The 25,633-nt window shown below is 74.1% G+C and carries 25 protein-coding genes; 11 read left to right on the top strand and 14 right to left on the bottom strand.

Annotated features, from left to right (window positions below):
• Positions 1 to 29 precede the first annotated feature (29 nt).
• Complete coding sequence (locus tag NCI01_RS03045; protein ID WP_254179989.1) at positions 30 to 1,244, top strand: MFS transporter; 1,215 nt, start codon at positions 30 to 32, stop codon at positions 1,242 to 1,244.
• On the opposite strand, the gene NCI01_RS03040 is transcribed toward NCI01_RS03045, so the two are convergent.
• Positions 1,231 to 1,761: a hypothetical protein gene (locus tag NCI01_RS03040; RefSeq protein ID WP_254179988.1), complete on the bottom strand. Its 531-nt coding sequence runs from the start codon at positions 1,759 to 1,761 to the stop codon at positions 1,231 to 1,233. The genes NCI01_RS03045 and NCI01_RS03040 overlap by 14 nt on opposite strands.
• A gap of 125 nt (positions 1,762 to 1,886) precedes the next feature.
• Here NCI01_RS03040 and NCI01_RS03035 point away from each other — a divergent pair, with 125 nt between their 5' ends.
• The 3 genes from NCI01_RS03035 (at position 1,887) to NCI01_RS03025 (ending at position 4,090) form a co-directional block, all read left to right on the top strand.
• A complete protein-coding gene (locus NCI01_RS03035) occupies positions 1,887 to 2,675 on the top strand; it encodes a hypothetical protein (protein ID WP_254179987.1) in 789 nt (262 codons plus the stop codon).
• Positions 2,676 to 2,786: 111 nt separating this feature from the next.
• Positions 2,787 to 3,086 (top strand): hypothetical protein, encoded by a 300-nt coding sequence (locus NCI01_RS03030; RefSeq protein ID WP_254179986.1) that lies wholly within the window; start codon positions 2,787 to 2,789, stop codon positions 3,084 to 3,086.
• Complete coding sequence (locus NCI01_RS03025) at positions 3,083 to 4,090, top strand: coiled-coil domain-containing protein (protein WP_254179985.1); 1,008 nt, start codon at positions 3,083 to 3,085, stop codon at positions 4,088 to 4,090. Before NCI01_RS03030 ends, NCI01_RS03025 begins: the two co-directional genes overlap by 4 nt.
• A 15-nt stretch (positions 4,091 to 4,105) precedes the next feature.
• Here the strand turns inward: NCI01_RS03025 and NCI01_RS03020 are convergent, their stop codons facing one another.
• The 9 genes from NCI01_RS03020 to NCI01_RS02975 form a co-directional block, all read right to left on the bottom strand.
• On the bottom strand, positions 4,106 to 5,401 hold the full coding sequence (locus NCI01_RS03020; protein ID WP_254179984.1) for an MFS transporter: 1,296 nt from the start codon (positions 5,399 to 5,401) through the stop codon (positions 4,106 to 4,108).
• 45 nt (positions 5,402 to 5,446) lie between these two features.
• On the bottom strand, positions 5,447 to 6,349 hold the full coding sequence (locus NCI01_RS22545; RefSeq protein WP_254179983.1) for a ferredoxin family protein: 903 nt from the start codon (positions 6,347 to 6,349) through the stop codon (positions 5,447 to 5,449).
• Positions 6,346 to 7,362, bottom strand: a complete 1,017-nt coding sequence (locus NCI01_RS03010) for a cupin domain-containing protein (protein ID WP_254179982.1) — start codon at positions 7,360 to 7,362, stop codon at positions 6,346 to 6,348. The genes NCI01_RS22545 and NCI01_RS03010 overlap by 4 nt, the downstream gene beginning before the upstream one ends.
• Before the next feature lie 101 nt (positions 7,363 to 7,463).
• On the bottom strand, positions 7,464 to 7,721 hold the full coding sequence (locus NCI01_RS03005; RefSeq protein WP_254179981.1) for a hypothetical protein: 258 nt from the start codon (positions 7,719 to 7,721) through the stop codon (positions 7,464 to 7,466).
• Positions 7,722 to 7,822: 101 nt separating this feature from the next.
• A complete protein-coding gene (locus tag NCI01_RS03000; protein ID WP_254179980.1) occupies positions 7,823 to 8,581 on the bottom strand; it encodes a sucrase ferredoxin in 759 nt (252 codons plus the stop codon).
• 46 nt (positions 8,582 to 8,627) lie between these two features.
• Complete coding sequence (locus NCI01_RS21980; RefSeq protein ID WP_308213184.1) at positions 8,628 to 11,558, bottom strand: helix-turn-helix transcriptional regulator; 2,931 nt, start codon at positions 11,556 to 11,558, stop codon at positions 8,628 to 8,630.
• A gap of 461 nt (positions 11,559 to 12,019) precedes the next feature.
• Positions 12,020 to 13,195 (bottom strand): imidazolonepropionase, encoded by a 1,176-nt coding sequence (gene hutI, locus NCI01_RS02985; RefSeq protein ID WP_254179979.1) that lies wholly within the window; start codon positions 13,193 to 13,195, stop codon positions 12,020 to 12,022.
• Positions 13,192 to 14,505 (bottom strand): formimidoylglutamate deiminase, encoded by a 1,314-nt coding sequence (locus NCI01_RS02980; RefSeq protein WP_254179978.1) that lies wholly within the window; start codon positions 14,503 to 14,505, stop codon positions 13,192 to 13,194. Before NCI01_RS02980 ends, hutI begins: the two co-directional genes overlap by 4 nt.
• Before the next feature lie 130 nt (positions 14,506 to 14,635).
• Entirely contained in the window at positions 14,636 to 15,844 is a 1,209-nt protein-coding gene (locus NCI01_RS02975) for an allantoate amidohydrolase (protein WP_254179977.1), read from the bottom strand.
• A 107-nt stretch (positions 15,845 to 15,951) separates the two neighbouring features.
• On the opposite strand from NCI01_RS02975, the gene NCI01_RS02970 reads away from it, so the two are divergent.
• Genes NCI01_RS02970 through NCI01_RS02960 form a run of 3 tightly spaced genes read left to right on the top strand, consistent with a single transcriptional unit; the run spans position 15,952 to position 19,408 of the window.
• A complete protein-coding gene (locus NCI01_RS02970; RefSeq protein WP_254179976.1) occupies positions 15,952 to 16,548 on the top strand; it encodes a nitroreductase family protein in 597 nt (198 codons plus the stop codon).
• Between the two features lie 53 nt (positions 16,549 to 16,601).
• Positions 16,602 to 17,936, top strand: a complete 1,335-nt coding sequence (locus tag NCI01_RS02965) for a M20/M25/M40 family metallo-hydrolase (RefSeq protein WP_254179975.1) — start codon at positions 16,602 to 16,604, stop codon at positions 17,934 to 17,936.
• Positions 17,933 to 19,408, top strand: coding sequence for an MFS transporter (locus NCI01_RS02960; RefSeq protein WP_254179974.1), 1,476 nt, complete (start codon positions 17,933 to 17,935; stop codon positions 19,406 to 19,408). Before NCI01_RS02965 ends, NCI01_RS02960 begins: the two co-directional genes overlap by 4 nt.
• A gap of 10 nt (positions 19,409 to 19,418) precedes the next feature.
• On the opposite strand, the gene NCI01_RS02955 is transcribed toward NCI01_RS02960, so the two are convergent.
• The 4 genes from NCI01_RS02955 to NCI01_RS02940 all read right to left on the bottom strand — a co-directional run bounded on the left by NCI01_RS02955 (position 19,419) and on the right by NCI01_RS02940 (position 22,488).
• Positions 19,419 to 20,195, bottom strand: coding sequence for a DUF427 domain-containing protein (locus tag NCI01_RS02955; RefSeq protein ID WP_254179973.1), 777 nt, complete (start codon positions 20,193 to 20,195; stop codon positions 19,419 to 19,421).
• Between the two features lie 68 nt (positions 20,196 to 20,263).
• Positions 20,264 to 20,893 carry a maleylpyruvate isomerase family mycothiol-dependent enzyme gene (locus tag NCI01_RS02950; protein ID WP_254179972.1) on the bottom strand — a complete coding sequence of 210 codons (630 nt, stop codon included), beginning with the start codon at positions 20,891 to 20,893 and terminating at the stop codon, positions 20,264 to 20,266.
• A gap of 44 nt (positions 20,894 to 20,937) precedes the next feature.
• The gene (locus NCI01_RS02945) at positions 20,938 to 21,192 is read right to left on the bottom strand and encodes a PspC domain-containing protein (protein WP_254179971.1); all 255 of its coding nucleotides are present in this window, start codon (positions 21,190 to 21,192) and stop codon (positions 20,938 to 20,940) included.
• Between the two features lie 63 nt (positions 21,193 to 21,255).
• Complete coding sequence (locus tag NCI01_RS02940) at positions 21,256 to 22,488, bottom strand: 4-alpha-glucanotransferase (protein WP_254179970.1); 1,233 nt, start codon at positions 22,486 to 22,488, stop codon at positions 21,256 to 21,258.
• A 103-nt stretch (positions 22,489 to 22,591) separates the two neighbouring features.
• Between NCI01_RS02940 and NCI01_RS02935 the strand changes: the two genes are divergently transcribed.
• The 4 genes from NCI01_RS02935 (at position 22,592) to NCI01_RS02920 (ending at position 25,605) form a co-directional block, all read left to right on the top strand.
• The gene (locus tag NCI01_RS02935; protein WP_254179969.1) at positions 22,592 to 23,164 is read left to right on the top strand and encodes a DnaJ family domain-containing protein; all 573 of its coding nucleotides are present in this window, start codon (positions 22,592 to 22,594) and stop codon (positions 23,162 to 23,164) included.
• A 90-nt stretch (positions 23,165 to 23,254) separates the two neighbouring features.
• Complete coding sequence (locus NCI01_RS02930; RefSeq protein ID WP_254179968.1) at positions 23,255 to 23,611, top strand: hypothetical protein; 357 nt, start codon at positions 23,255 to 23,257, stop codon at positions 23,609 to 23,611.
• Between the two features lie 48 nt (positions 23,612 to 23,659).
• Positions 23,660 to 24,739, top strand: coding sequence for an HpcH/HpaI aldolase/citrate lyase family protein (locus NCI01_RS02925; protein WP_254179967.1), 1,080 nt, complete (start codon positions 23,660 to 23,662; stop codon positions 24,737 to 24,739).
• Positions 24,736 to 25,605, top strand: a complete 870-nt coding sequence (locus NCI01_RS02920; RefSeq protein WP_254179966.1) for an HpcH/HpaI aldolase/citrate lyase family protein — start codon at positions 24,736 to 24,738, stop codon at positions 25,603 to 25,605. Before NCI01_RS02925 ends, NCI01_RS02920 begins: the two co-directional genes overlap by 4 nt.
• The last annotated feature ends 28 nt before the right edge of the window (positions 25,606 to 25,633 follow it).

Below are 25,633 nucleotides of genomic sequence, written 5' to 3'. Positions count from 1 at the left end.
CGTGCTGATCACCGGATAGCGTGCACCCGGTGAGCGGTGGGCCGGGGGACGTCACGTTCCGCTTCCGCGACATCTGGCTCGTGGCGTACGGCCCCTCGATCGTCTCCGCGATCGGCCACGGCGCGATGCTGCCCGTGCTCGCGCTGCGGGCGCGCGACCTCGGGGCCGACGTGAGCGTCGCCGCCGCGATCGTCGCCCTGCTCGGGGTGGGGCAGCTCGTCGCGAGCCTGCCGTCGGGCGCCCTGATCGCGCGGATCGGGGAGCGGCGTGCGCTGGTGGCGGCGGGGCTCGTCGACGCCTGCGCGATGGTGTTCGCGGCGCTGACCGACTCGGTCCTGGGGCTCGCGGCGGGCGTCCTGCTCAGCGGGGTGTGCTGGACGCTGTTCCTCATCGCCCGGCAGGGCTTCATGATCGACGTGGTCCCCGCGAGTCACCGGGCGCGGGCGATGTCGCTGCTCGGCGGCTCCTACCGCGTGGGGGTGCTGGTCGGCCCGCTCATCGGGGCCGGGCTGATCGCCGTCTCGGACCTGACCAGCGTGTTCTGGCTCGGCGCCGGGATGTCGGTGCTCGCCTCCCTGCTCGCCGCCGCCATGCCCGACCTGGGCGAGGAGAAGCGCGCGGCGGCGCGGGCGAGCGGGCACCTGGGCGTGTGGACGGTCATCGCCGCGCACCGCCGCCTGCTGGCCACCCTGGGCACGGCCGTGGTGGTCCTCGGGGCGAGCCGCTCGCTGCGACTCAGCCTGCTGCCCCTGTGGGCCGACCACATCGGGCTGTCGGCGTCGACGACCAGCCTCATCTTCGCCGGGGCCGCGGCGCTGGACGTGGCGTTCATGTGGCCCGGGGGGTGGCTGATGGACACGCGTGGCCGGATGGTCGTCGCCGTCCCGGTCGTGCTGTCGATGGCCGTGGCGTGCCTGCTCCTCCCCCTCGCGACCAGCGCCGTCGCGGTCGCGCTGGTCATGGCGCTCATCGCCTGCGGCAACGGCCTCGGCTCCGGCATCGTGATGACGCTCGGGGCCGACGCGGCGCCGCACGACGGCAGGGCGCAGTTCCTCGGGGCCTGGCGGCTCTGCGGCGACATCGGCAACACCGGCGGACCGCTGCTGGTCGGCGCGGTGGCCGCGGTCGCCCCGCTGGCGGTCGCGTGCGTGACCGTCGGCGTGCTCGGCCTGGTGGGAGCCGGCTGGGTGGGTCACTGGACCCGGCAGGTGGACCTCGCCCGGGCGGCGCTCAGCCGACGGTGACCGTCACCTCGTTGGACACGACCTCGGAGTCGGTGTCCACCACGCGGAACTTGTTGGGACCGGTGCGGCCGGTCAGGACGTACGTCGCGAAGGTGCCGCCGCTGACCGACATCGTCACCGGGAAGTCGGCCCACGCGCCGTCCTCCATCCGCTGCACCTGCAGGACCGAGCCCTCCCCGGCCTGGTAGGTGCCGGTCAGGCCGATCTGCTGCATCGGGCTCACCGACTGCTGCGCCGCCGACAGCGAGATGCCCTCGGCCGGCGCCTCCGAGGTGGGCTCGGTGCCCGGGCTGGGCTCCGTCGCCTGCTCGGGCGCGGTCTCGGTGCTGGTCTCGCTCGGCCGGGGAAGCCGGAAGGTCGCCGACGTGCTGGGCTCGTCGCTCGACTCGGCGCTCCCGCCGATGCCGGTGGCCTTGACCCCGACGAGGACGGCGAGGCCTCCCAGCAGGCCGATGGCCACGGCGACGCCGACCAGGGCGACCAGCCCGGTCAGGACGGGGCGGTTCTCGGTGTCCATGTGGGTGGGGACCGGCCTTTCGGGTGGGAGTGCGACCTCGCCATTGTCGGGGACGGGCGGTTGCGGCACCAAGTCACCCGGTCGGCTGGTCGGCCGTCCACCCCCCCGTCGGACAGGATGGGGCCATGCAGTCACCGTTGCGACACGGCAAGGCCGCCATCGGCACGACCCTCGCCGGAGGTGCGCTCGCCGCGCTCTCCCAGGCTCCCGAGCGCGCCTCGCGCCTGCTCCGGCACCGCTACCCGACGGTTGCCGTGACCGGGATGACCGGCGTCGGCAAGACCCGGCTCGCGGACCGGCTCTCCAAGCGGGCGAGCGCGGAGTCGGCAGCCGGGGCCGACGTGGGCTCGGCGGTCATGGAGCGTCGTACGCGTCGCAACGCGCGGCTGCGCGGCTACCGCTTCCGCGTCGTCCCGGGCGAGAACGCCGCCACCCGGCTCGGCGCGCTCGACGAGGTCTTCCACGACGAGCCCGTCGACGGCGTGCTGCACGTCGTCGCCTGGGGCCACGCCACCCCGCGACGCACGGGCGGCACCACCGGCACGGCTCTCGCCACCCGCGAGGAGCAGCTGGCGGCGGAGCTCGAGGACTGGGCGATCACCTCGCACCGGATCGCGAGCATGGCCGTGCGCCGCGACCGGCCGACGTGGCTGGTCGTCGCGGTCACGAAGGCCGACCTCTTCGCCGACGACGTCGACGCCGCCGTGCGCTACTACTCCCCCGGCAGCGGCACGCCCTTCGGGGACAAGCTCGACGAGCTGCGCGCGCTCGCCGGCGGTGCCAAGCTGTCGATCGACGTGCTCCCCGTCTGCTCCCGCGGCGGCGACAAGCGCTCGGCGATGCCGGAGAAGGCGTGCAGCGACCTCCTCGGCCGGCTCGAGCTGCGGATGGCACAGCTCAGCGGCCACGTCTGACGCGCGCCGCCGCCGACGGCGTACGGGCCTCCGGTGCGGACCGGGCGGGCCCGTAGTTCACAGTTCCACGACTTCTGGTTTCGGCGTCGTCGATCGGGGCAGAAGGACGCCATGAGGCCGATCGCGATCAACCAGCGGGCGCTGCGCGGCGCCAAGGAGGAGCTCGACTCCGCCCGCGAGGACCTGAGGTCCGCGCTCGGCGACATCGACCACCCCGCCGACGACTTCCCCTGGCGCGACCTCCTGGTCGAGGGGGTCCGCAGCCTGGTCGACGACGCCGAGCAGGTCGCCAGGAAGTGCCGCACGCTCGCCGGCGCCATCGACGACTCGATCATCGACTTCGACGAGCTCGACCTCATGGTGGGCGAGGCCGCCACCGTCGCCGCCAGGCTCGACCAGGTGAAGCCATGACCCGGGTCGTGGTCGACGCCATCGAGACCCAGGAGGACAAGCTCCGGTTCGGTGACCCGATCGGCTGCCACTACCACTGGCTCGAGCCCGGCGCGGTCGACTCCTACGGCGACTCCGTTCGCCGGCTCGCGGCCAAGGTCGAGCTCGCCGTCGACGCCTTCGAGCGCACCTCCACCCTGTCGGAGGAGGTCTTCGCCGGTGAGGCGGCCGACACGCTCCGTGACCGGGCCGGCCGCCGCCACGAGGAGTCGGCGACCGTCCGCGACAACCTCCGCGGCCTCGGCCGGGCGATCAACGCCTACTCCGACGTGCTGCGCCGTCACCGCGAGGGCCTCGAGCAGCTCCGTGACCTCGCCGTCAGCAAGGGCCTCGAGGTGCGCGACAACCGCATCTGGCCGCCGGTCGAGACCCTTCCCGGTGACGCCACGCAGAAGCAGGCCGACGCGTGGGAGGCCGACTGGAAGGCCTACCAGGCGTGCTTCGAGACCAAGATCGAGCTGCGCGACGCCCGCCGAGCCGCCACGCGCGAGCTCGTCAAGGCGCTGGCCGAGCACGCCGGCGTGCACCCCGACAAGGACCGGGCCAGGCTCGTCCCCGCCGGGGCCAACCAGGTGCGCTTCGGCGAGCTGCGGCGCGAGGCCGCGGAGGAGGCCCTCGAGGCCGTGCAGGCGGGCGATGCCGCCGAGGCCGCCCGCGACACCGTCGACGTGCTGAGGCGCCGGGAGCAGACCGCGCTCGGACGCCTCGAGGAGCTCGTGGTCGCCGAGGCGCCGTCCGACGACATCCAGGCCCAGGCCGCCAAGGTGCAGGCGCTGCACCGCGAGCTCGACGGGGCCAAGGTCGAGATGCGCGACGCCGAGGCCGTGGCCCAGCGCGAGCAGGCCCAGGCCTATCGCGCCGCCCGCGACCTCGCGGACGCGGAGGCCGGACGCCCCCGCCTGGTCGTCGAGCCCGCCGACGGGCAGCCAGGCCGTCCCTCCGACCTGCGCGACCGCCTCGGCTGAGGCCGAGCGGGTCCGCTAGTCGGCAGGATCGGCTGCTGCCGCACGCCGCTCGCGCTCGGCGACGGCGTGGGCGTCGGTGCGCGAGTCGTAGGACCAGAAGTCCCGCAGCGCAGCCGCGGTGAGCAGCACGCCCCCGACGCACGCCACGCCGCCACTGACGATCGCGCCTCGCACCGACCACGCGTCGGCCACGAAGCCGGCGCGGGTCTCACCGACCATCGGGCCGACCGAGTAGGACAGCATCTCGATGCCGGCCAGGCGCCCGCGCATGGTGTCGGGGATCGTCTGGTTCCACACGGTCGACCTGAAGACCGCCGACACCATGTCGGCCGCCCCCGACAGCGCCAGGAACAGGCACGCCAGCCAGAACGACGGCATCAGTCCGGCCAGCGCGATGCAGGCGCCGTACAGGCTGGCGGCGATCACGATCGCACGGCCGTGGTGGTGCACCCGGCCGACCCAGCCGCTGAGCGCGGTCGCGACGAGGGCACCCACGGTCTCGGCCGAGTAGAGCAGGCCGAGCAGCTCGGGGCGGTCGAAGACCTCGTGCGCGAGCGCGGGGAACAGCACGACCGGGATGGCCAGCATCATCGCCGCGATGTCGACGAGGTAGGTGCCGAGCAGGTCGCGCCGACGCAACGCATACGTGAGTCCCTCGTGGATCCCGCGCAGGCTGGGCGGGGTGGTCTCACCGTCGTGCGGGTAGGGCCGCATGGCCGCGAAGAGCAGCGTGGCGACCGAGTAGCCGACCAGGCCAGCGAGGAAGCACCAACCGACGCCGACGTAGGCCACCAGCAGGCCGCCGACGAGCGGGCCGAGGAGGACGCCGAACTGCATCGCGAAGCTGCTCAGTGCGTTGGCCGCGGCGATCTGGTCGTGCCGCACGGTCCGCGGTTCCAGTGCCTCACGTGACGGGCGCTGCATCGAGCTCACCGCGGCGTAGAGCGCAGCGATGACGAAGATGAGCCACACCCTCGGCTGGGCGGAGAACGCGTTCCAGGCGAAGGCACCCATCAGGGCGACCTGGGCGACCCCGGTGACGACGAGGAGGCGGCGACGGTCGACGTGATCGGCCAGCGCGCCGCCGTACAGGCCGAAGACGACGAGCGGTCCAAGCTCGACGAGTCCGACCAGGCCGACCATGAGGTTGGAACCGGTGAGGTCGTAGATCGCGAACGGTACGGCGACGTAGGCCACCATGCTGCCGAGGTAGAACACGCTGCCGGCAGTGAAGAGCAGTCGGAAGTCGCGCGACTCCCGCAGCGGGGTCACGTCCATCCGCATCGCACGGAACCGGTCGGTCCAGGTCACGAGTGGACAGTGTCGCAGCCGCGGCCGGACCCCGCGCGCGAGTTCTCAGGAGACCCTGCGGACCTCGACCACCTCGTGTCGCGGCACCGCGCTGTCGCGCACTGCGGAGCAGGTCAGCCGGTGCAGGTCGGCACCGAGCACCCGGCGTACGACGACCTCGACCTGCCCGTGGCCGTGCACCGCGAAGCGGGCGGTGGTGAGATCGCCGTCCACGCGCACGGCGCCGGGACGTACGTCGTCGAGCCCGAGGAGTCCGTGCTCACGCCGGAGCGCGACGTCGGCGGCCTGGACGGCCATCGGCAGGTCGGATCGGCCCCGGAGGTGCTCGAGGAGCACCTCGCCCCGGGCGGTGGCGGCCGCGACGTCCTGGGCGGACTCCGGGTCGAGCCCGCCGTAGTAGAGGCCGCGCGGCAGCACGACGAGGTTGCCGGCGAACCGGTCACCGCCGACGTGGGAGGTCTCCCAGACCCCGGCTGCGTGCGGGCCGTCCGCCAGGGCGAGGGCGACCGGCCGGCCCAGCTCGGCACAGCAGGCGTCGTGGCGCCCGTGGGTGCACACGGCGAGCACCGGGTCGGCCTCGGGCGGGAGGCCGACCGACCGGCCGGCGCCCAGGGCGGCCAGGTCGAGGTCGCGCACGTCGTCGATCCGGTCGAGGTCGGCGGCCTCGGCCCACGAGGCCGGCCCGGCCGCGCGGGCGGCCACGACGCGGGTCGGGCCCGCACCGGCACGCCTGCCCGGCCTGCGGACGAGCAGCACCCGGACCCGGTGGCGGCGCGACTGCTCCTGCAGGTGGGCGCCGAGACCGTCGGGCAGGCGGGCGTCGCGCAGGGCGTCGACACCCCACGGCCCGGGGTGCTCGAGCAGCAGGAAGCTGCGCACCGTCGACGCGGTGCCGGCGAGCTCGTCGCCGCGGGCCCGGCTGGCGGTGGCGCACCGGAAGGCGGTCACCGGACGACCTCGAGCAGGCCCTCCCGCACCAGCCGTCGACACAGCACCAGCGCGCTCTCGTCGTCGAGCGGAAGGTGTCCGGGGGTGAGCTCGGCGTGGCCGGCGACGTGCTCGAGCGCCGGTCGGACCCGCGCGGGCACCCGGAGGACGCGGTCGCCGATCATCACCCGGACCGCGTCGCCGTCGTCGACGAGCACGCACGGGTGTCCGCGGCGCCGGCGCAGCCGGGTGTCGACGTCGAGCCCGCCCGCGAGGGCGTCACGGTCGAGCAACGTGCCCGCGAGCCTCGGCGGACGGCCGCTGACGAAGCCCTCGACCTGGCTGTCGGCGAGCGCGGCGGGATCGAGGCGGCGTACGGCGTCGGCGACGGCGGCGAGGTGGTCGGCGAGGCCCTCGGAGAGGCGGGCCGGGTCGTCGAGGTAGCCCGCGGGCACGTGGTCGTCGGGCACGTCGGCGAGCAGGCGCCCGACCTCGCGCGTCACCAGGCTGCGCCAGGTCAGCTGGTTGATGCCGATCGTGAGGTGGAGCGACACCGACTCCTGCGCCCGCGCCGCGTGGGGGGTGCCGGTCGGGAGGTAGGCGACGACCCCGGGCTCGAGCAGCAGCTCGCCCGGACCACCCTCGCCGTGCACCTCCCACATCTTCGTGCCGTGGGTCTGCACCACGAACACGTCGTGGGAGTCGGAGTGGACCGCGAAGCCCTGGGCTCCCGGGGGCGTGAGGTAGGCGTTGGCCTGGCAGGGGTGCCCGAGCTCGAGCTCGAGCTCGGCGACCAGGTCGCCGACGGGCGACCAGTAGCGCTGCAGCCCCTGCAGCACGATGGTCGCGCCCTCGTCGTGCAGGCGCATCAGCCTGACCGGGTCGACCAGTCCGGAGAGCGGCTTGCCGGCGAGGCTGCCGCCGCGGGTGAAGGACGACTCGGGCAGCACCGAGCCGTTGCGGGCGACCCGGACCGCGGGGGTGCGGATCGCGGTCTCGGTGAGCAGGTGGTCGACGTGGGCCAGCGACAGCACCTCGGCCCCGAGGCCCGGGTCGGTGCGGTGGACGTGGACCGAGGACGCCCAGACCTTGTCGAGGAAGGTCTGGGCGTCGCCGGTCAGGCGGTCGAGTGCGCTCAGAGCGTGGTCCCGTCGGTGCCGTCTGCGTCGGCGGAGTCACCATCCGTGGCGTCGGTGGAGTCGCCGTCCGTGGCGTCCGCGTCGGTGCCGTCGGCGTCCGTCGAGTCACCGTCGGTGGCGTCGGTCGAGTCGCCGTCCGTGGCGTCGGCGTCGGTGCCGTCGGCGTCCGTCGCGGGTCCGGCTGCGACCCCGGTCGGGTCGACGCCCTCGGTGCTCATCTCGTCGTCGCCGAGCGGGTTGTCAGGAGTCGTCATGGATCCTCCTCATCACACCTCGACGGACCGTCCGCCGGGGAGCAGAGCCAGTGTGGGTCGGCCCCGCACACCGTCCCACACCCCTCGGGGCGGAGGAACCCTCACGCCGGGCGCCGCACCTCGAACCGGGTGGTGCCCTTGACCTTGTCGTCGCCGCACGACTGCCGCCGCTGCGGGCCCGCGACGGCGACGAGCTCGTCGGCGGGGTCACCGCCGGCGAGGACGTGCAGCTCGTGGGCCTGGTCGACGGCGGGTCGGCCTGCCCGCCCGCGGGCCCACTCGAGCGGTACCTCGCCGCGCACGACCGCCGCGCACGCGTCGACGGCGGTGTCGGGCGTGAGCCGGCCCAGCGTGACGCCGCTGGGCAGCGACAGCAGGGTCCCGGAGAAGCGGTGGCCGCCGAGGTGGGTGGTCTCCCACGTCGCCTCCGGCCACTCCCGCGCGAGCGCCCCGGCGATCGGGCGGCCGAGCTCGGCGCAGCACCGGTCGCGCTTGCCGTTCGTGCAGACCAGCCAGAGCGGGGCGTCGTACGCCGCCAGGCCGGCGAGGTCGAGGCCGACGAGGTCCTCGGGGCGGTCGAGCACCGTGGCGCGGACGTCGTAGCCCGTCGCCGTGGCGCGCGCGTGGAAGACGTGCGTGCCGGGGCCGGCGGTGCCGTCGGGCCGACGCAGGAGGAACACCTTCATGCCCATGGCCCCGAGGTGCTCCCGGACCGCCTCCGGCAGCCGGTTGTCGCCGACCGCCTCACGGCCCCACGGCCCGGGGCTCTCCACCAGGAGCACCTCGGCGTCAGTGGGCGCCGTGCCGGCCATCGGCTCCTCGTCGACGAGGCTGGCGATCGAGCACCGGAAGTCAGGCATGGCGAGAAGTGTGACCGACCGGTCCCACCCCGTCCCCGACCGGGAGTCAGAGCAGGCCCCGCCGGCGCGCGACCGCGGCAGCCTCGGTGCGCGAGGCGGCGTCGAGCTTGGCGAGGATGTTGGAGACGTGGACCGACACGGTCTTGGTGCTGATGAACAGCTGCTTGCCGATCTCGCCGTTGGACCTGCCCTCGGCGACGAGGGCGAGGATCTCGGCCTCGCGCGGGGTCAGCGTCGCCGTGTGGGCGGAGGTGGCGGGCGCCGGGGCCGACCCCTGGGCGGTGAGCTCGTCGAGCATGGGCTGCGCGCCGAGGGCCCGGGCGGCCTCGCGCGCCTGGTCGGCGACGGTCCTGGCGCCTGCGGCGTCGCCGACCGCGCGCAGCACGCCGGCCAGCCGCACCCGGGTCTGGGCGACCTCCGGGACGCTGCCGTAGGCGACGGCGGTCTCCTCGGCCTCACGCCAGGCTGCGACGAGCTCGTCGGCGGTGGGCGGGTCGACCTGCGCGAGCCAGCGCCACCGGAGGTGCTCGGCGGTGCGACGGGCCACCCACATGCGGTACTCCGGGCCGTGGCTGCCGTCGTAGGGGGCGTAGAAGTCGATCACCCGGGCGCCGTCGGCCATCAGCCGTTCGACGTCGTGCGCCGCCGACTCCCGCTCGTCGGCCGACTGTCGGGGGGCGGCCGCGGCGAAGGCGGCGAGGGTGAGGGTCGCGAGGCGCAGCCGCGCCTGGAACCACTCGTGCCAGACCGGGACGACTGCGTCGACGACGTCGTCGTAGACCGACAGGGCGAGGGTGGCGTCGCCGGCCGCCGCGGCGCGCATGATCTCGGCGCCACCGGACGAGATGGCGGTCAGGCCGTCGGTGCTCCAGTAGTCACGCAGGCGCTCGAGGGCTGCTTCCTTGCGCCGACCCCGGATGCCGATCGTGATGAGCATCTGGTGGGCGAAGTAGAGCCATTCGAAGACCATGGGCGGGTTCTGCCCGCTGACGTCGAGGAGGGCCCACGCCTCGTCGAGGAGTCCCTGGTGGGTGAGCGCGACCGCCATCAACAGCCGCGCCTCGGCGGGGTAGGGCGACCAGATGAGCCCGCCGACCTCGCTGCGCGCGATGACCTCGCGGTAGACCGCCACGGCGGTGTCGAGGTCGCCCTCGTCGTGGTGGTGGCGGCCGAGGAGGTAGAGCGCGCGCAGCTCGGGCTCGATCAGCCCGGCGCGTCGGGCCCGCTCGGCTGCCGCCCGCCACCCGACGCTGGGGCTGGTGCCGCCGGCCGGGTCGAGCCCGGCGACGGTGGCGTGGAGCTCGACGGCCAGGCTGGTGAGGTCGTTGCGCTCGGCCAGCTCCAGCGCCTGCAGCGCGAGGCTCCGCGCCTCGTCGGCGTGCCACTCGCCCAGGCTCTGCGCGTGCACCAGCAGCGCCCTGGCGAGCAGCTTGGGCGGGCCGCCGCGCAGCAGCTCGACGGCCTCCGCCGCGATCTCGCGGGGCGAGTCGGTGGTGTCGGTGAGCAGGAGGGCCGACGCGAGCGCCGTGAGCAGCTGGCCGCGGTCGACGGCCGCGCCGTCGGCCGGCAGGGCGGCGAGACGTGCGCGCAGCACCTTGACCGCCTTCGGCACCCGGCCGGAGGCGACCAGCGCCTCGGCGCAGCGACGGGCCAGGGCGAAGGCGTCCACGTCGGGCACCGGCTCGCGAGCGGTGTCGACCAGCTCGAGCGCGTCGAGGAAGTGGGTGGCCGCCTCGGCAGGGCCGCCGACGGCCAGCGCCTCCTCGCCCGCCTCGACGGACGCGCGGATGGCGACCGGACGGTCGCCGGCCCGGCGGGCGTGCTGCGCGAGCTCGGCCGCCGTACCGATGGCGCGGCCCTCCCCCAGGGCCGCGACGAAGTCGGCGTGCAGCCGCATCCGCTCGCCGGGCAGCAGGTCGTCGTAGACCGCCTCGCCCAGCAGCGCGTGGCGGAAGGCGTAGGTGTCACCTCGCGAGGCAACGAGGACGTGCGCGTCGACGGCGTTGCGCAGCGCGCCCTCGAGCTCGGCGGAGCCCAGGTCGGAGACGGCGGACAGGAGGCCGTGGCTGACCTGGCGGCCCGCGACCGAGACCAGCTGCACGACGCGGCGGGTCGTCTCGTCGAGGCGGTCGAGGTGGACCAGCAGCACGTCGGCGAGCTCGCCGGGGACCTGGCCGGACCACGCGGCCCCGACGAGCTCCTCGATGAAGAACGGGTTGCCCTCGGCGCGGTCGACGATCGAGACGTACTCGGCCTCGGACAGCGTCGAGGGGTGGAGCGCGCGGACGAGGCGGCGTACGGCGTCGTCGTCGAGCGGCTCGACCTGGAGCCGGTCGACACCGCGCAGGCGCATCCACTCCGCGACCTGACGGCGCAGCGGGTGGCGCCGGTGGAGGTCGTCGGCGCGGTAGGACACCACGAGCGCGACGCCGGGCACGGGGCGGGAGAAGAGGAAGCTCAGCATGTCGCGGGTCGACTCGTCGGCCCAGTGGGCGTCCTCGACCACGACGAGGACCGGTGCACGCTCGGCGACGGCGGCGAGGAGGTGGGCGAGGGCGTCGTAGACGTTGCCGCGGTCAAGGGCCTGGTCGCCCGACGCGGTCTCGCTGCTGCGGATCCGACGGCCCGGCTGGAGGCGGGCGAGGGTGGGGTGCACCTCGAGCACGCGGCCGGTGACGTCGGGGAGGTCGGCCATGAGGCGGCCGAGGATCTCGGAGAAGGGGAGGTAGGGCAGGGAGCTGTCGGCGAGGTCGAGGCAGTGGCCGGCGACGACCTGCCAGTCGGCCTCGAGCGCGGCGTCGCACAGGGCCATCAGCAGGCGGGTCTTGCCCACGCCCGCGTCACCGCCGACGAGGACCGCGCGGGCGGCGGCCGGCTCGGCGGACCGCTCCCCGGACGTGCGAATGCCGAGCTGGGCGGTCAGTTGCTCCAGCTCGGCATCGCGTCCGATGAGATCGGTGGTCCGCAGGGCCGGCACGGACGACATTGTGTCCTGTCGGTCCGACGTTGTCGGTCCGTCATGGATTGTGTCCTGTCGGTCCGACACGTGCGGGTCGATCGCGGTGCGGGTCACTTCTGGGTGTCGTCGGTGCGGACCCGGGTCCAGCGGCGGTGCCCGTAGTCCTTCCGGATCCTGTCCTGTCGGTAGCTGATCTCGGCGCCCAGGAAGCTGTCGGTGTTGTACATGTCCTTCTCCTTCTCCGTCGGCCCGGTGTCGGACCGTGAGAAGAGCGTGCGTCCGTGAGGTAGGCCGGGACGTCGGGCGCGTGCCCTATTCGCAGGGCTCGGGCTACCTCAGACGCGGTCCCCTGCGGCGTACGACACCCGCCTGAGGTAGCTGTCGGCCCACCGGGTCGGCGTCAGCGCTGGGGGGGCAGCGGGGGTGGTCCACGGGCAGACGGTCGTCGGCGGCCGTTCCCACAACCGTTTCCCGGTGGACTACCGCGCGACGACCGGGCGGCCGGACTGCCAGACCCCGGCGACGAGCGGGACCCCGGGGCGGTAGGCGAGGTGGACGTGGGACGGGGCGTCGAGGAGGACCAGGTCGGCGACCTTGCCGGGGGCGAGCACCCCGACGTCGTCCCGGTCGAGGGCGGCCGCGCCCATGGCGGTGGCGGCGTGCAGGGCCTCGGCGGGGCTCATCCGCATCTCGCGGACGGCCAGCGCGATGCACAGCGCCATCGACGAGGTGAAGCACGAGCCCGGGTTGCAGTCGCTGGCGAGCGCGATGCGGACGCCGGCGTCGAGGAGCCGGCGGGCGTCGGGGTAGGGCTGTCGGGTGGAGAACTCCACGCCCGGCAGCAACGTCGCGATCGTGCCGCTCGACGCGAGGGCCGAGACGTCGTCGTCGCTGAGGAAGGTGCAGTGGTCGACCGCGACGAGCCCGAGCTCGCAGGCGAGCCGGACCCCGCCGCCGTACGTCAGCTGGTTGGCGTGGAGGCGTCCGCGCAGGCCGCTGTCGGACCCCGTCGCGAGGATGGTGCGTGCCTGGTCGACGTCGAAGGCGCCGTCCTCGCAGAAGACGTCGATCCACCGGGCGTGCGGTGCCGCGGCCGCGAGCATGGGGCCGGTGACCAGGTCGACGTAGTCCTCGGGGGTGGTGCCGGCCGGGACGACGTGGGCGCCGAGGAAGGTCGTGTCGTCGGTGAACTGGCGGGCGACAGCGAGGCTGCGGGCCTCGTCGTGGACCGACAACCCGTAGCCGCTCTTGATCTCGACGGAGGTGGTGCCCTGGGCCCGCATCTCGGCGACGAGCCGGGCGACGTGAGAGGTGAGCTGCTCGTCGGTGGCGGCGCGGGTCGCGGCGACCGTGGTGCGGATGCCGCCGGCCGTGTAGGGCTCGCCGGTCATCCGTGCCTCGAACTCGGCGGACCGGTCCCCGGCGAAGACGAGGTGGCTGTGGGAGTCGACGAAGCCCGGGACGACCGCGCGACCGCCGGCGTCGACCTGCACGTCGGCGGCGGGGGCGTCCACGGCGCGGCCGATCCAGGCGACCCGGCTGCCCTCGACGACGACGGCGGCGTCGTGCACGAGGCCGAGGAGGCCTCCGCCCTCGGCACGGGCGGGGTCGTTGGTGACGAGCTCGCCGATGCCGGTGATCAACGTGGTGCTCATGCGAGGTCCTCCCAGATGCCGGTGATCACGTCGTCGAGCTCGCGGCCGGTCGCGGCCCGGTCGCCGTCCTCGACGATCCAGCGCCCGTCGGCCATGACGCGGCGCACGTCCTCCGCGGCCGCGGCGAAGACGACGGTGGTGTCGTCGCGCCCCGTCCCGGCGGTGCGCGCGCTCGCGGGGTCGAGGACGACGAGGTCGGCGCGCTGCCCGACGGCGATCGCCCCGGCGTCGTCCCAGCCCAGCGACGCGTGGCCGTCGGTCGTGGCCGCCGTCAGCAGCTCGGCCGCGGTCCAGTGGCCGCGCTGCTGGGTGGCCAGCCGCTCGTCGAGCTCGAGGGCGCGCATCTCCTCGAAGGGGTCGATCACAGCGTGGCTGTCCGAGCCGAGGGTCAGCCGGGTGCCGGCGTCGTGGAGCCGTCGGCTCGGGCCGATGCCGTCGCCGAGGTCGCGCTCGGTGGTCGGGCAGAAGCTCGCGTGGGCCTGCGCTCCCCCGATCAGCTCGATGTCGTCGTCGGTCAGGTGGGTGGCGTGGACCAGCGTCGACGTCGGCCCGAGGAGGCCGTGGTCGGCGAGCAGCCGCGCCGGGGTGGCGCCGTACGCCTCGAGGCAGGCGGCGTTCTCGCCGACCTGCTCGGAGAGGTGCACGTGGAAGGGGCGCTCGCCGACCCGCTCGGCGACCGCGTCGAGGGCGTCGCGCGGCACTGCTCGCACGGAGTGCACCGCCGCGCCGAGGCGAGCGTGCCCGCCCAGCGCGAGGGCGTCGACCCGCTCCGCCCACGCCTCGACGCTGCCGTCGCTGTAGCGCACTTGCGCGCCCTCGGGCGGCGCGCCGAAGCCGGAGGAGAGGTAGAGCGTGTCGAGGAGCGTCACCCGGATGCCCGCCTCGCGGGCCGCGTGCACGAGCGCCTCGCCCATCTCGTTGGGGTCGGCGTAGGGCGTCCCGTCGGGCTGGTGGTGGAGGTAGTGGAACTCCCCGACGCACGTGATCCCGGCGGCGGCCATCTCGCGGTAGGTCGCGCGCGCGAGGGCCAGGTAGGTGTCCGGGTCGAGCCGCGCGGCGACGGCGTACATCTGGTCGCGCCAGGTCCAGAAGGTGCCGCGCTCGCGCTGGGTGCGCCCGCGCAGCGCGCGGTGGAAGGCGTGGCTGTGGGTGTTGGCGAGGCCGGGCACGACGAGGCCGCGGACCGGGATCGCGCGCGGCGGGTCGGCGTCGGGCGTGACGGAGGTGAAGCGACCGGCCTCGACCTCGACGAGCACGTCGTCGAGGAAGCGGTCGCCGACCCAGGCGCGCTCGAGGAGGTACGCCGTCACGCGGGGTCCCTGCGGCGTTGTCGGGAGGAGCGCTTCGGGGTCCCCGCAGGCTCGTGGTGGAGGAGCGCAGCGGGGGAACCAGGAGGCTGTGGGGTGAAGCGTTGCGGGGGACGAGAACGTCGTGGGGTGCTCACGCGGGCGTCCCGGCGAGCTCGGCCAGCACGTCGGCGAGCGCCGTGACGCCGGCCAGGCAGTCGGCGGTCTCGGCGTGCTCGTCGGGCGAGTGGGACACCCCGGTGGGGTTGCGGACGAAGACCATCGCGGTGGGGATGCCGGCCTCGGAGAGGATCCCGGCGTCGTGGCCGGCCTGGGTGGGGATGACCGGCCAGTCGCCGAGGCCGGCGAGGCGCGCGGCCAGGTCGGGGTCGAAGGCCACCGCTCCGGAGACCGACTCCGCGCTGACGTCGAGCGACGTGCCGTCGCGGTCGGCGCGGTCGTGCGCCTGGCGACCGATCGCCCCGACCATGGCGGCCAGGGCGTCGTCGGAGGATGCGCGGGCGTCGAGCCAGGCCGTGACGAGCGAGGGGACGGCGTTGGTGCCGTTGGGCTGGACGGAGATGCGGCCGAAGGTGGCCCGGTGGCCGCCGAGCCGGGCCTGCTCGTCGGCGGCCAGTGCCGTCATCGCGTAGGTCAGCATGGGGTCGCGCCGGTCCTCCATCCGCGTCGTGCCGGCGTGGTTGGCCTGCCCGGCGAAGTCGAAGCGCCACCGCCCGTGCGGCCAGATCTCGCTGGCCAGGCCGACGGCGACGTCGCGGTCGACGAGGTCGCGGCCCTGTTCGACGTGCAGCTCGACGAAGGTGCCCACCCGGTCCAGCGACAGCAGGCCTGCGTCCGGGTCCAGCCCGGCGTCGCTGACCGCGTCGGCGAGGAAGACTCCGTCGCGGTCGCGCAGCTCCCTGGCCTGCTCCCACGTCGTCGCCCCGGTCACCAGCCGGGAACCCAGGCAGGCGCGGCCGAAGCGCGAGCCCTCCTCCTCCACGAAGACGCCGATCCCGAGAGGACGGCCGGGCTCGAAGCCGCGGTCCCGCAGCACGTCGAGGGCCGCCAGGGCAGAGACCACGCCCAGCGGGCCGTCGTACGCACCGCCGTCGAGGACGGAGTCGAGGTGCGACCCGGTGAGCACGCCGGGCTGGTCGCCCTCACCCCACCAGGCGACCTGGTTGCCGATGCCGTCGGTCTCGACGACCAGCCCCCGCGCGGCGCACTGCTCGGCGAACCACGATCTCAGCTCGGCCTCGGCGGTGGTCCAGGGTTGGCGGAAGTAGCCACCTGAGGACGCCGACCGCCCGACCGGTGCCAGGTCGCTCCACATCTGCTCGAAGTCGGACGTCGGGGCCATGCGTGCAGTCCATCCGGATCGCCGGACAGGGTCAACGCACGCGCCCGGCAAGTCGTCTCGGATCCCAGACGTCGGCCGCGCAAGGGCGCGGCCACCATGATGGGCCCATGGAGTTCCGCGAGGTCGTACGCCGTCGGCGGATGGTGCGCCGCTACGCCGACCGGCCGGTCGACCCTGCCGTCGTCGACCGGATGCTCGAGCACGCGCAGCGCGCGCCCAACGCGGGGTTCACCCAGGGGTGGGCGTTCCTGGTGCTCGACACCCCCGACGACGTGGCCCGCTTCTGGGTGGCCACCGGCGCCGGTCCCGACGCCCGCAACGCCTGGCTCGACGGGATGCGGACCGCGCCCGTGGTGATCGTGCCGCTCACGTCGAAGGCCGCCTACCTCGACCGCTACGCCGAGGACGACAAGGGCTGGACCGACCGCAGCGAGGACCGGTGGCCCGTGCCCTACTGGTGGGTCGACGCCGGCATGGCCGCCCTGCTGGTCCTGCAGACGGCGGTCGACGAAGGCCTGGGCGCGTGCTTCTTCGGCATCCCCGCGGAGCACCTGGCGTCCTTCCGGGACGCGTTCGGCGTCCCCGACGACCACGCCCCGGTCGGCGCGATCACCGTCGGGCACCGCGCGACCGACACCGGCGCCAAGGGCTCGCCGGCACGCCGCGAGCGGCGCGCGGACGTGGTGCACCGCGGGCGCTGGTGAGCCGTCGGCGCAGAGCACCCTCGTGGACGGCCGGGCGACGCTAGGTTCTGCGCATGACCGACCGCGTGGTCGCCGCCCTCCAGGCCCTCGTCCGCATCCCGACCGTCTCCGACCGGGACCCGGCGCGCGTGGACACCGGGGCCTTCGACCGGCTGCTGGCCGAGCTCGCCGCGCAGTTCCCGCTGCTCCACGAGCACCTCGACCTCGTCCGCGTCGGCACGCACGGCCTGCTCCTCCACTGGTCCGGCGCGAGCGCTGAGCGACCGGTCGTGCTGATGGCGCACCTCGACGTCGTACCCGTCGACGGCGACGCGCCCTGGCAGCACGACCCCTTCGGCGGCGAGATCCACGACTCCCCCACCGGCCCGGCGATCTGGGGTCGGGGCACGCTCGACGACAAGGGGTGCGTCGCCGCGATCTGCGAGGCCGTCGAGTCGCTGCTCGAGGCCGGGCACGTCCCGGCGCAGGACGTGTGGCTGTCGTTCGGCTGCGACGAGGAGGTCGGCGGCACCGCCGCGGTCGAGGCCGTCGAGGTGCTGCGCGGGCGCGGCGTCACGCCGTGGCTGGTGCTCGACGAGGGCGGCGCGATCGCGGCCGGCGCCTTCCCGGGCGTGAAGGCGCCGCTCGGCGTCATCGGCGTCACCGAGAAGGGCACCACCTCCCTCGAGCTCGTCGCGGAGGGTCGCGGCGGGCACGCCTCGACGCCCGCGAGGAACGGCCCGACCGCACGCATCGCCCGGGCGATCCTGCGGATCGAGAGGTCGCCGTTCCCGGCGTCCGCACCGGCCCCCACCCTGGAGCTGCTGCGCCGCCTGACGCCGCACGTGCCGCTGCCGCTGCGCCCCCTGCTCGGGCGTGCCGACCGGCTGGCGCCGGTGCTGACCCGGGCGCTGCGCGCCGCCGGCCCGGAGGCCGCGGCCATGACGCGTACGACGGTCGCCGTCACCACCCTCAGCGGCTCCCCGGCCCTCAACGTCATCGCCTCGACCGCCAAGGCCGGGCTCAACGTCCGGGTCATGGTCGGCGACACCGTCGCCGGCGTCGTGGAGCACATCAGGAGGGCCGTCGACGACGACTCGATCCGCATCGACGTCGTCGAGTCCGGCGAGCCCTCGCCGGTCTCCCCCATGGACGAGGCCTTCGAGCTCGTCGAGGGTTGCATCGGCGAGGTCTTCCCCGACGCGGTCGCGACACCCTACGTGATGATGGCCGCGACCGACTCGCGGCACTTCACCGCGATCAGCGAGCACGTCTACCGCTTCGCCCCCTTCCGGATGACCAAGGCCCAGCGCGAGGCGATCCACTCCTACGACGAGCACATCGGCGTCGCCGACCTCGTCGCCGGCGCCCGTTGGTATGCGCTCCTGATCGAGAGGCTCCCCCGATGAGCAACCCGCTGAGCACGGCCTCCTCGAAGGCGCCGGAGGCCGTGACGGGTCTCGCCGCGGTCGTCGGCTTCCTGGTGCTGGTGGAGGTCGCCAGCGGGATCCTGCAGGGCTACTACACGCCGATCTACCCGCAGATCGCCGAGCACCTGTCGATCAGCGAGGGCGACGTCAACTGGTTCGAGGCCGCGCAGCTGATCGTGAGCGCCCTCTGCATCCCGCTGCTCGCGCGCCTCGGGGACCTGTCCGGGCACAAGCGGGTCCTGCTCGTGTCGACCGCCGTGACCGCGCTCGGCTCGTGGTGGCTGGCGTTCGCCCCGACCTTCACGACCTTCCTCGTGGGCTGGGCGATCCAGGGCGCGTACGTCGTCTGGCTGCCGCTGGAGATCGCGATCATCCACCGCCGCACGCGCCGGTCGGGCCGCCAGGAGCTGCTCACCCGGCGCGGGGCCGCGATCCTCGTCGGCTCGCTCGAGCTGGCCGTGATCGTGGGCGCGCTCAGCAGCGGCCTGCTGGTCGACACCCTCGACATGAACCTCCTCCTCGCCCTGCCCGCCGTCGTGGTGACAGCGGTGTTCTTCGTCATCCTCTTCGGCATCGAGCAGGCGCCCGGCGACGACACGGGCGGCATCGACTGGACCGGGCTGGCGCTGGTCACCGTCGCCCTGGGCGTGCTGATGGGCGGCCTGGTGTGGCTGCGCCTGGACGGCGCCGGCTCCCTGCTCGGCTGGGGGACGATCGCGCTGTCCGTCGCCGTGTTCGCCGCGTTCTGGCGCTTCGAGCTGCAGCACCCCGAGCCCATCGTCGACGTCCGCCTGCTGTCCAGCCCGGCGCAGTGGCCCGTCCAGGTCACCGCCTTCCTCTTCGGCATCCCGGTGCTGGGCGGACAGATCCCGCTGTCCACCTACGCCCAGGCCGACCCGGCCGAGCGCGGCTACGGGCTCGGTGCCGAGCCGGCCTTCATCTCCACGCTGATCGGCCTCTACGTCGTGACGCTGGCGATCGGCGCGTTCACGCTCCCCCTGACGACCCGGCTGCTCGGAGGCGTACGACGTGCGCTGGTCGTCGCGTGCTGCCTCGTCGGCCTGGGCTACCTGCTGTGGCTGCCCTTCAACTCCGAGACGTGGCAGGCCCTGGTCAACATGGGGATCGCCGGTCTCGGGTCCGGTGCCCTGGTCGCCGCGCTCCCCGCCGCGGCCGCTGCCGCGGCTCCTCCCGAGCGCACCGGCATCGCGACCGGCATGACCAACGGCACCAAGACCGTGGGCGGCGCGATCGCGTCGGCGGTCTTCGCGATCGCGCTGACCGCGACCGGCTCGCTCGACGCCACGTCGGAGCAGGTGGCGCCGTTCGGCGGCTACCTGACGGTGTGGGCCGTCTGCGCCGGCGCGTCCTTCCTGGCGGCGGCCGCCCTCCTCGCCGCACCGAAGCACGCCTTCAGCGACCGGCCGACGAGCTCGGCGATCCCCGGCTGACCGGCCGCGGTCAGGCGTCGGCGCCGGGGCGCTGCTCGCGGGAGCTGAAGGGCGACTCGGGTCGCTCCAGGCGGACCCCGTCGACGGTGAGGTCGACCAGCTCGTTGTAGAACGCCACCCGGCCGGCCACGGCACCCACCGCCGGCGCCGGCGAGGAGTAGGACCACGCGACGTTGGCGAGGGCAGGCGGGCCCGGCCAGCTCCAGTAGCCGTCGGCACGACCCTTGTAGGGGCAGAACGAGACGTTGTCGGTCCGTTCCAGCAGGTCGAGCCGCACGTCGTCGGGCGGCAGGTAGAAGCGGGTGGGCAGGTCGGTCTCGAAGAGCAGCACCGGACGGTCGCTGCTGGCCAGCCGTACGCCGTCGACGGCCACCTCGACGTGCCGTGAGCTCGGCAGTGCCTCGACGCGCTTGTGCGGGTCGCGGGGGTGGCCAGTGACCGGTTCGTCCTCCTCGGTCCACGCCAGCAGGCCCGGCTCCCAGGTGAGCACCACCCGATCGTCGACGGCGTCGTCGGCCAGGGTCCAGGCGGCCGCGCGGAGGACCACGTCGCCCGCGGTGACGTCGTACCACTGCGCGACCGGGGCCTGCGGGGCGAAGAAGGAGAAGCCGTCGCGGACCGGCGGCTCGGCGGGCGAGAGCACCTCCTCGGCGACCTCGTCACGACGGAAGGCGTAGACCGGAGGGAAGGCGCCCTGCCAGACGAGCAGGGGCTCGCGGGACTCGACGACCACCTCGCCGGCGAGGCGGCCCCGGACCCACTTGTCGATCGGCTCGGTCCGCACCACCTCGCCAGTGTGCGCCCGTCGGCGGTCGTCGCGCCACCGCTGGTCTCCGGCTCCGGCGGCGCCCGCGGTCAGCTCGTGAGCGCTCTTTCGAGCCGGTCCAGCCCGGGTCCGGTCAGGTCGCCGAGAGCCTCACCCCGGCCCGAGACGACCATCAGCAGCGAGAGCGCCGGCCCCGAGACGTCGAGACCGTCACCGATGACGACGTCCGCGTCGTCGGCCGCGATCCTCAGCCCGGCGATGCGCTGCTTGCCGCCGCCGACGGCCATCGGCGTCCTCGCCTGGTAGGCCAGCGCCCGCACGATCGTCTCGGCCGGGTAGGCGCGCCGGATCCCGAGCGGGCGTCGGACGTCCTCACCGTGCACGACCTCCTCGACGAGCCGGCTGTCGAGCGGCGCCGGAGGGGTCGTACGCCGACCCGCGACCGCGCGCAGCCGGTCGAGCGTGTCGGCCGGGGTCGGGCCCTTCTCGCGCGCGACGCCGGCATCGTTCTGCCGGTCGAAGTCGAAGCGGGCGCGCACCATGGCGACCACGATGCCGAGCCTCGTGGTGCGGGCGTTGTCGACGAGGTGGGCGGCCACGTCGTGCACCGTCCAGCCGCCGCACAGCGACGGCACGTCCCACTGGTCGGGCGTGAGCCCGGCCAGGTCGTCGATGAGCGCCCTGCGCTCGCGGTGCACCAGCTCCCACACGTCGGTCATGCGGTCACCCTCGCACCGCGCACCGACAGCCGGCCGTGCGCCGGTCAGCGCGTCGGGAACGCCCCGCGGGCCGCGGCGGCCTCGATGCTGTCCTCGGACGGCATGAGGAACCACAGCAGCGGGTAGATGAGGATCTGGCTGCCCGGCAGCGCGATCATCGACACCACGAAGAGCAGGCGGGTCACCCACGGCGTGAGGCCGAGTCGGCGGCCGACCCCGGCGCAGACACCGGCGATGATCGCCCGGTCGGTCGAGCGGACCAGGCCCTGGCGAGCGAATGACGTACGGATCTTTTCCATGCCTCCAGCATGCGCCGACACCGGGCGCCGGACCATCGGGATCGACCCTTGTCCGACCCCGAGTCACCCGGGCGTGCGCCCGGACTCCTCGCTCACCTCGCGCAGACGCGCCGCGAGGTCGGCGGTGAGCGACCCCGGCTCGAGCCGCCACGACCACGTGGCCGCGGTGCCGGGGGTGTTCATCCGCGCCTCGGAGCCGAGGGAGAGCACGTCCTGGGCCTGCACCATGGCCAGCCGGCAGGGGGCCGCGTGGGCGAGCCGGATCATCGCCCATGCCGGGTCGGGGTCGGTGGTGCCGGCCTCGCGCCAGGCGCGCTGCGCCTCGCCGCGCCGCTGCTCCGGCAGCTCGTCCCACCAGCCGACGACGGTGTCGTTGTCGTGGGTGCCGGTGTAGACGACCTGGTTGCGGCGCAGGTTCTCCGGCTCGTGGGAGCGGTCCTCGCCGGCGGGGTCGAAGGCGAACTGCAGCACCGCCGTCCCGGGGAAGCCCAGCGCGTCGCGCAGCTCCTCGACCGGGGCGTCGATGACGCCGAGGTCCTCGGCGACGGCCGGCAGCGGACCCAGCTCGGCCGTCGCGGCGTCGAAGAGCGCGCGGCCGGGTCCGGGCTCCCAGGTGCCGCGCTCGGCGGTCGCGTGGCCGGCCGGGACGGCCCAGTAGGCCGCGAAGCCCCGGAAGTGGTCGAGGCGCACCATGTCGTAGAGCGCCAGGCTGCGGCGCAGCCGCTCCACCCACCACCGGTAGCCGTCGGCCGCCATCGCATCCCAGTCGTAGAGCGGGTTGCCCCACAGCTGCCCGGTGTCGCTGAAGGCGTCGGGCGGCACACCCGCGACGGCGTCGTCGCGGAAGAGCCCGGGCCAGGTCACCACGTCGGCGCTCCCCGCGGCGACGTAGATCGGGACGTCGCCCAACACCTGGACGCCGTGGTCGGCGGCGAACGACCGGAGCGCGCCCCACTCGCGCTCGAAGCGCACCTGGTCGGCGAGGTCCCCGGCATGGGCGGCCCAGGACCCGGCCCAGAAGGCGTGCTCGTCGGCGAACGCCGCCACCTCGTCGTCGCTCACCGGCGTCCCGGGATCCTCGAGCAGACCCGGCCAGGCCGCGAACGCCGACGGGGAGGCGTACGGCGACCCGTGCACGTCGGGGACGGCGAGGGGCAGCACCTGCCACACCGACTGGCCGGCGCTCGCCAGCCACCGGACGAAGTCGCGCGCCGGCTCGCCGAGCCGGCCTCCCGGCAGGGACGTGACGTGGAGCTGGACACCGGCGGCCCGTCCGGGGATGCCTGGGAGGTCCATGCGCCCAGCCTGTCACGGTCCTGGCGGGGTGGGCGGGGTGGGCGGGCCGGGCGGGGTGGGCGGGGCGGGCAGCCGGCGCAGGCCCCGAACGTAGGCTGGGGGCATGCCGGAGAGAGACCGGAACGACGACTTCGACACCGCGGGCACCGAGCCCGTCCGCAAGGAGCCCGAGCGCGACGACCGCACCGGGCGCTCGGCGGCAGCCGCCCGCATCGCGCAGCAGGCCACGTGGGTCGACCTGCAGGTGCGCCAGGCGATGGAGCGCGGGGAGTTCGACGACCTGCCCGGTCAGGGCAAGCCGATCGAGGACCTCGGTGCCGAGCACGACCCGGACTGGTGGGTCAAGAAGCTCGTCGAGCGCGAGAACATCGCCCTCCTGCCGCCGGCCATCGCCCTGCGCAAGGAGGACGCCGAGCTCGAGTCCCGGCTCGACGACATCACCGCCGAGAGCGAGGTCCGGCGCGAGCTCGACGACTTCAACAAGCGGGTCGTCGAGACCCGGCGGCAGCTGCAGGGCGGACCGCCCGTGGTGACCCCCACCCGCGACGTCGACGCCGAGGTCGCGGCCTGGCGCGAGCGGCGTACGGCCCGGATCGAGGCGCAGCGCGCCGCCCTGGCGGCCAGCAGGCCGACGCCGCGCAAGAAGACCTGGTGGTCTCGCCGGCGCGACCGGTGACCGGTTGCCACAGTTGGGCGATGACCTCGACGCCCCTCCGTGCCTAGCGTGGTGGGACACACAGACCGTCGGAGGGACGAGGTGACTCAGATGTCCGAAGCAGCACTGTTCGTCGGGTGGGGCCAGACCGTGCGGGGTCGCGAGAAGCGCGCGCTCGACGTGTTCAACGACGCCGTGACCTACTACGGCGCACGCGTGGCGGACGGCTCGATCGAGAGCTTCGAGCCCGTCCTGCTCAACCCCCATGGCGGGGACATGCAAGGGTTCTTCCTCATCAAGGGGCCGGCCCAGGGATTGGCCACGATGAGGGCCAGCGAGGAGTTCCAGCGGCTTCACGTGCGCGCGGGGATGATCGTCGAGGACCTCGGCATCATCGAGGCGTGGGTGGACGACGGCGTGCTCACCCAGCTCGGCCACTTCAGCGACGCCGCGGGCGAGTTCGGCTGAGACCTTCGCCATATCGACGGCCGGCGGGGCCACGATAAGTTCGCGCGCATGCGACCCGCCAAGGACTTCTTCGCCCCGCTCGCCGTCGGTGCGCCCGCGCCCCCGCGCGAGATCCCGGCCCGGCCGAGCCGCGCCATCCACTTCTTCGACCCGGGCAACGAGAAGATGGCCGCCAAGGTGCCCGCCATGGTGGGCACGGTCGACGTGCTCCTCGGCAACCTCGAGGACGCGGTCAAGGCCGAGAACAAGGAGAAGTCGCGCCAGGGCCTCGTCGACATCGGCAAGGCCACGGACTTCGGCCCCACGCAGTTCTGGACCCGGATCAACAGCCTCGACAGCCCGTGGGTGCTCGACGACCTCACCACGCTCGTCCCGGAGATCGGCCACAAGCTCGACGTGATCATGGTGCCGAAGGTGCAGGGCGCCGAGGACATCCACTACGTCGACCGGCTGCTCGCGCAGCTCGAGGCGAAGGCCGGCCTGGACCGCCCGATCCTGGTCCACGCGATCCTCGAGACCGCGCGCGGCGTGGCCAACATCGAGGAGATCTGCGCCGCCAGTCCCAGGATGCAGGGCCTGTCCCTCGGACCCGCCGACCTCGCTGCGGACCGTCGGATGAAGACCACCCGCGTGGGCGGCGGCCACCCCGGCTACGTCGTGCGGCAGGACCCGGTCAAGGACGACCTCGGCGTCCCGCAGTACGACGCCGAGCGGACGTCGTACCAGCAGGACCTGTGGCACTACACGATCGCCCGCATGGTCGACGCGTGCGCGATGCACGGGATATACCCCTACTACGGGCCGTTCGGCGACATCAAGGACACCGTCGCGTGCGAGGACCAGTTCCGCAACGCCTTCCTGCTCGGCTGCGTCGGCGCCTGGTCGCTGCACCCGGTGCAGATCACGATCGCCAACAAGGTCTTCTCCCCCAGCGTCGAGGACGTCGCCCACGCCCGGCGCGTCATCGCCGCGATGGGCGACGGCACCGGCGCGGTGATGATCGACGGCAAGATGGAGGACGACGCCTCGGTCAAGCAGTGCCAGGTGATGGTCGCGCTCGCCGAGGAGCTCGCCGAGATCGACCCGGAGCTCAAGAAGGCCTACGACGCCATCGAGGTGACGGCATGACCGAGTTCACCCCCCTCCGCTCCGTCCTCTACATGCCCAGCTCCAACGAGCGGGCGCTGGAGAAGGCCAAGAACATCGCCTGCGACGGCCTGATCCTCGACCTCGAGGACGCCGTGGCGCCCGACGCCAAGCCGGCTGCGCGCGAGGCGGCCGCCGCTGCGGCCGCGAGCGGCGACTACGGCCGACGCACGGTCACGATCCGCGTCAACGGCCTCGGCACCGAGTGGCACGACGACGACATCGTCGCGGCCAGCCAGGCCGGTCCGGCCGCGATCGTGGTGCCGAAGGTCGACAGCGCCGACGACGTCGCCCGGCTCGTCGCGGCGATGGAGAAGGCCGGCGCTCCCGACCACACCCGGCTGTGGGCCATGGTCGAGACCCCGGTCGCGATCCTGTCCGCGCTCGAGATCGCGCGCGCTTCGCAGCGCCTCGGCGCCTTCGTGCTGGGCACCAACGACCTCGTCAAGGAGCTCTACGCCGAGCACGTGCCGGGACGCGCGCCGGTCCTGCCCAGCCTCCACACCGCACTGCTCGCCGGGCGGGCCGCGGGGATCGCGGTCATCGACGGGGTCTACAACGACGTCAAGGACACCGAGGGCTTCCTCGCCGAGTGCGAGCAGGGCCGGCAGATGGGCTTCGACGGCAAGACCCTCATCCACCCCGGCCAGGTGGAGGGTGCCAACCGCGCCTTCGCCCCGAGCGAGCAGGCGGTCGACGACGCGCGGGGGCTCATCGCGGCCTGGGAGGACGGCAAGGGCGCCGGCGTGGTGACGTGGAACGGCCGGATGGTGGAGAACCTGCACGTCGAGTCGGCCCGCCGCACGCTGGCCATCGACGAGGCGATCCGCGCGCTCGGGACGGCGTGACAGGGTTCCTCGGCCCGCGGACCCCACG

Origin of the sequence: Nocardioides pinisoli (assembly GCF_024199985.1) — a bacterium.
Lineage (GTDB): Bacteria > Actinomycetota > Actinomycetes > Propionibacteriales > Nocardioidaceae > Nocardioides > Nocardioides pinisoli.
The sequence above is the reverse complement of the archived record's forward strand: the minus strand, read 5'-3'. Positions and strand labels throughout refer to the sequence as shown.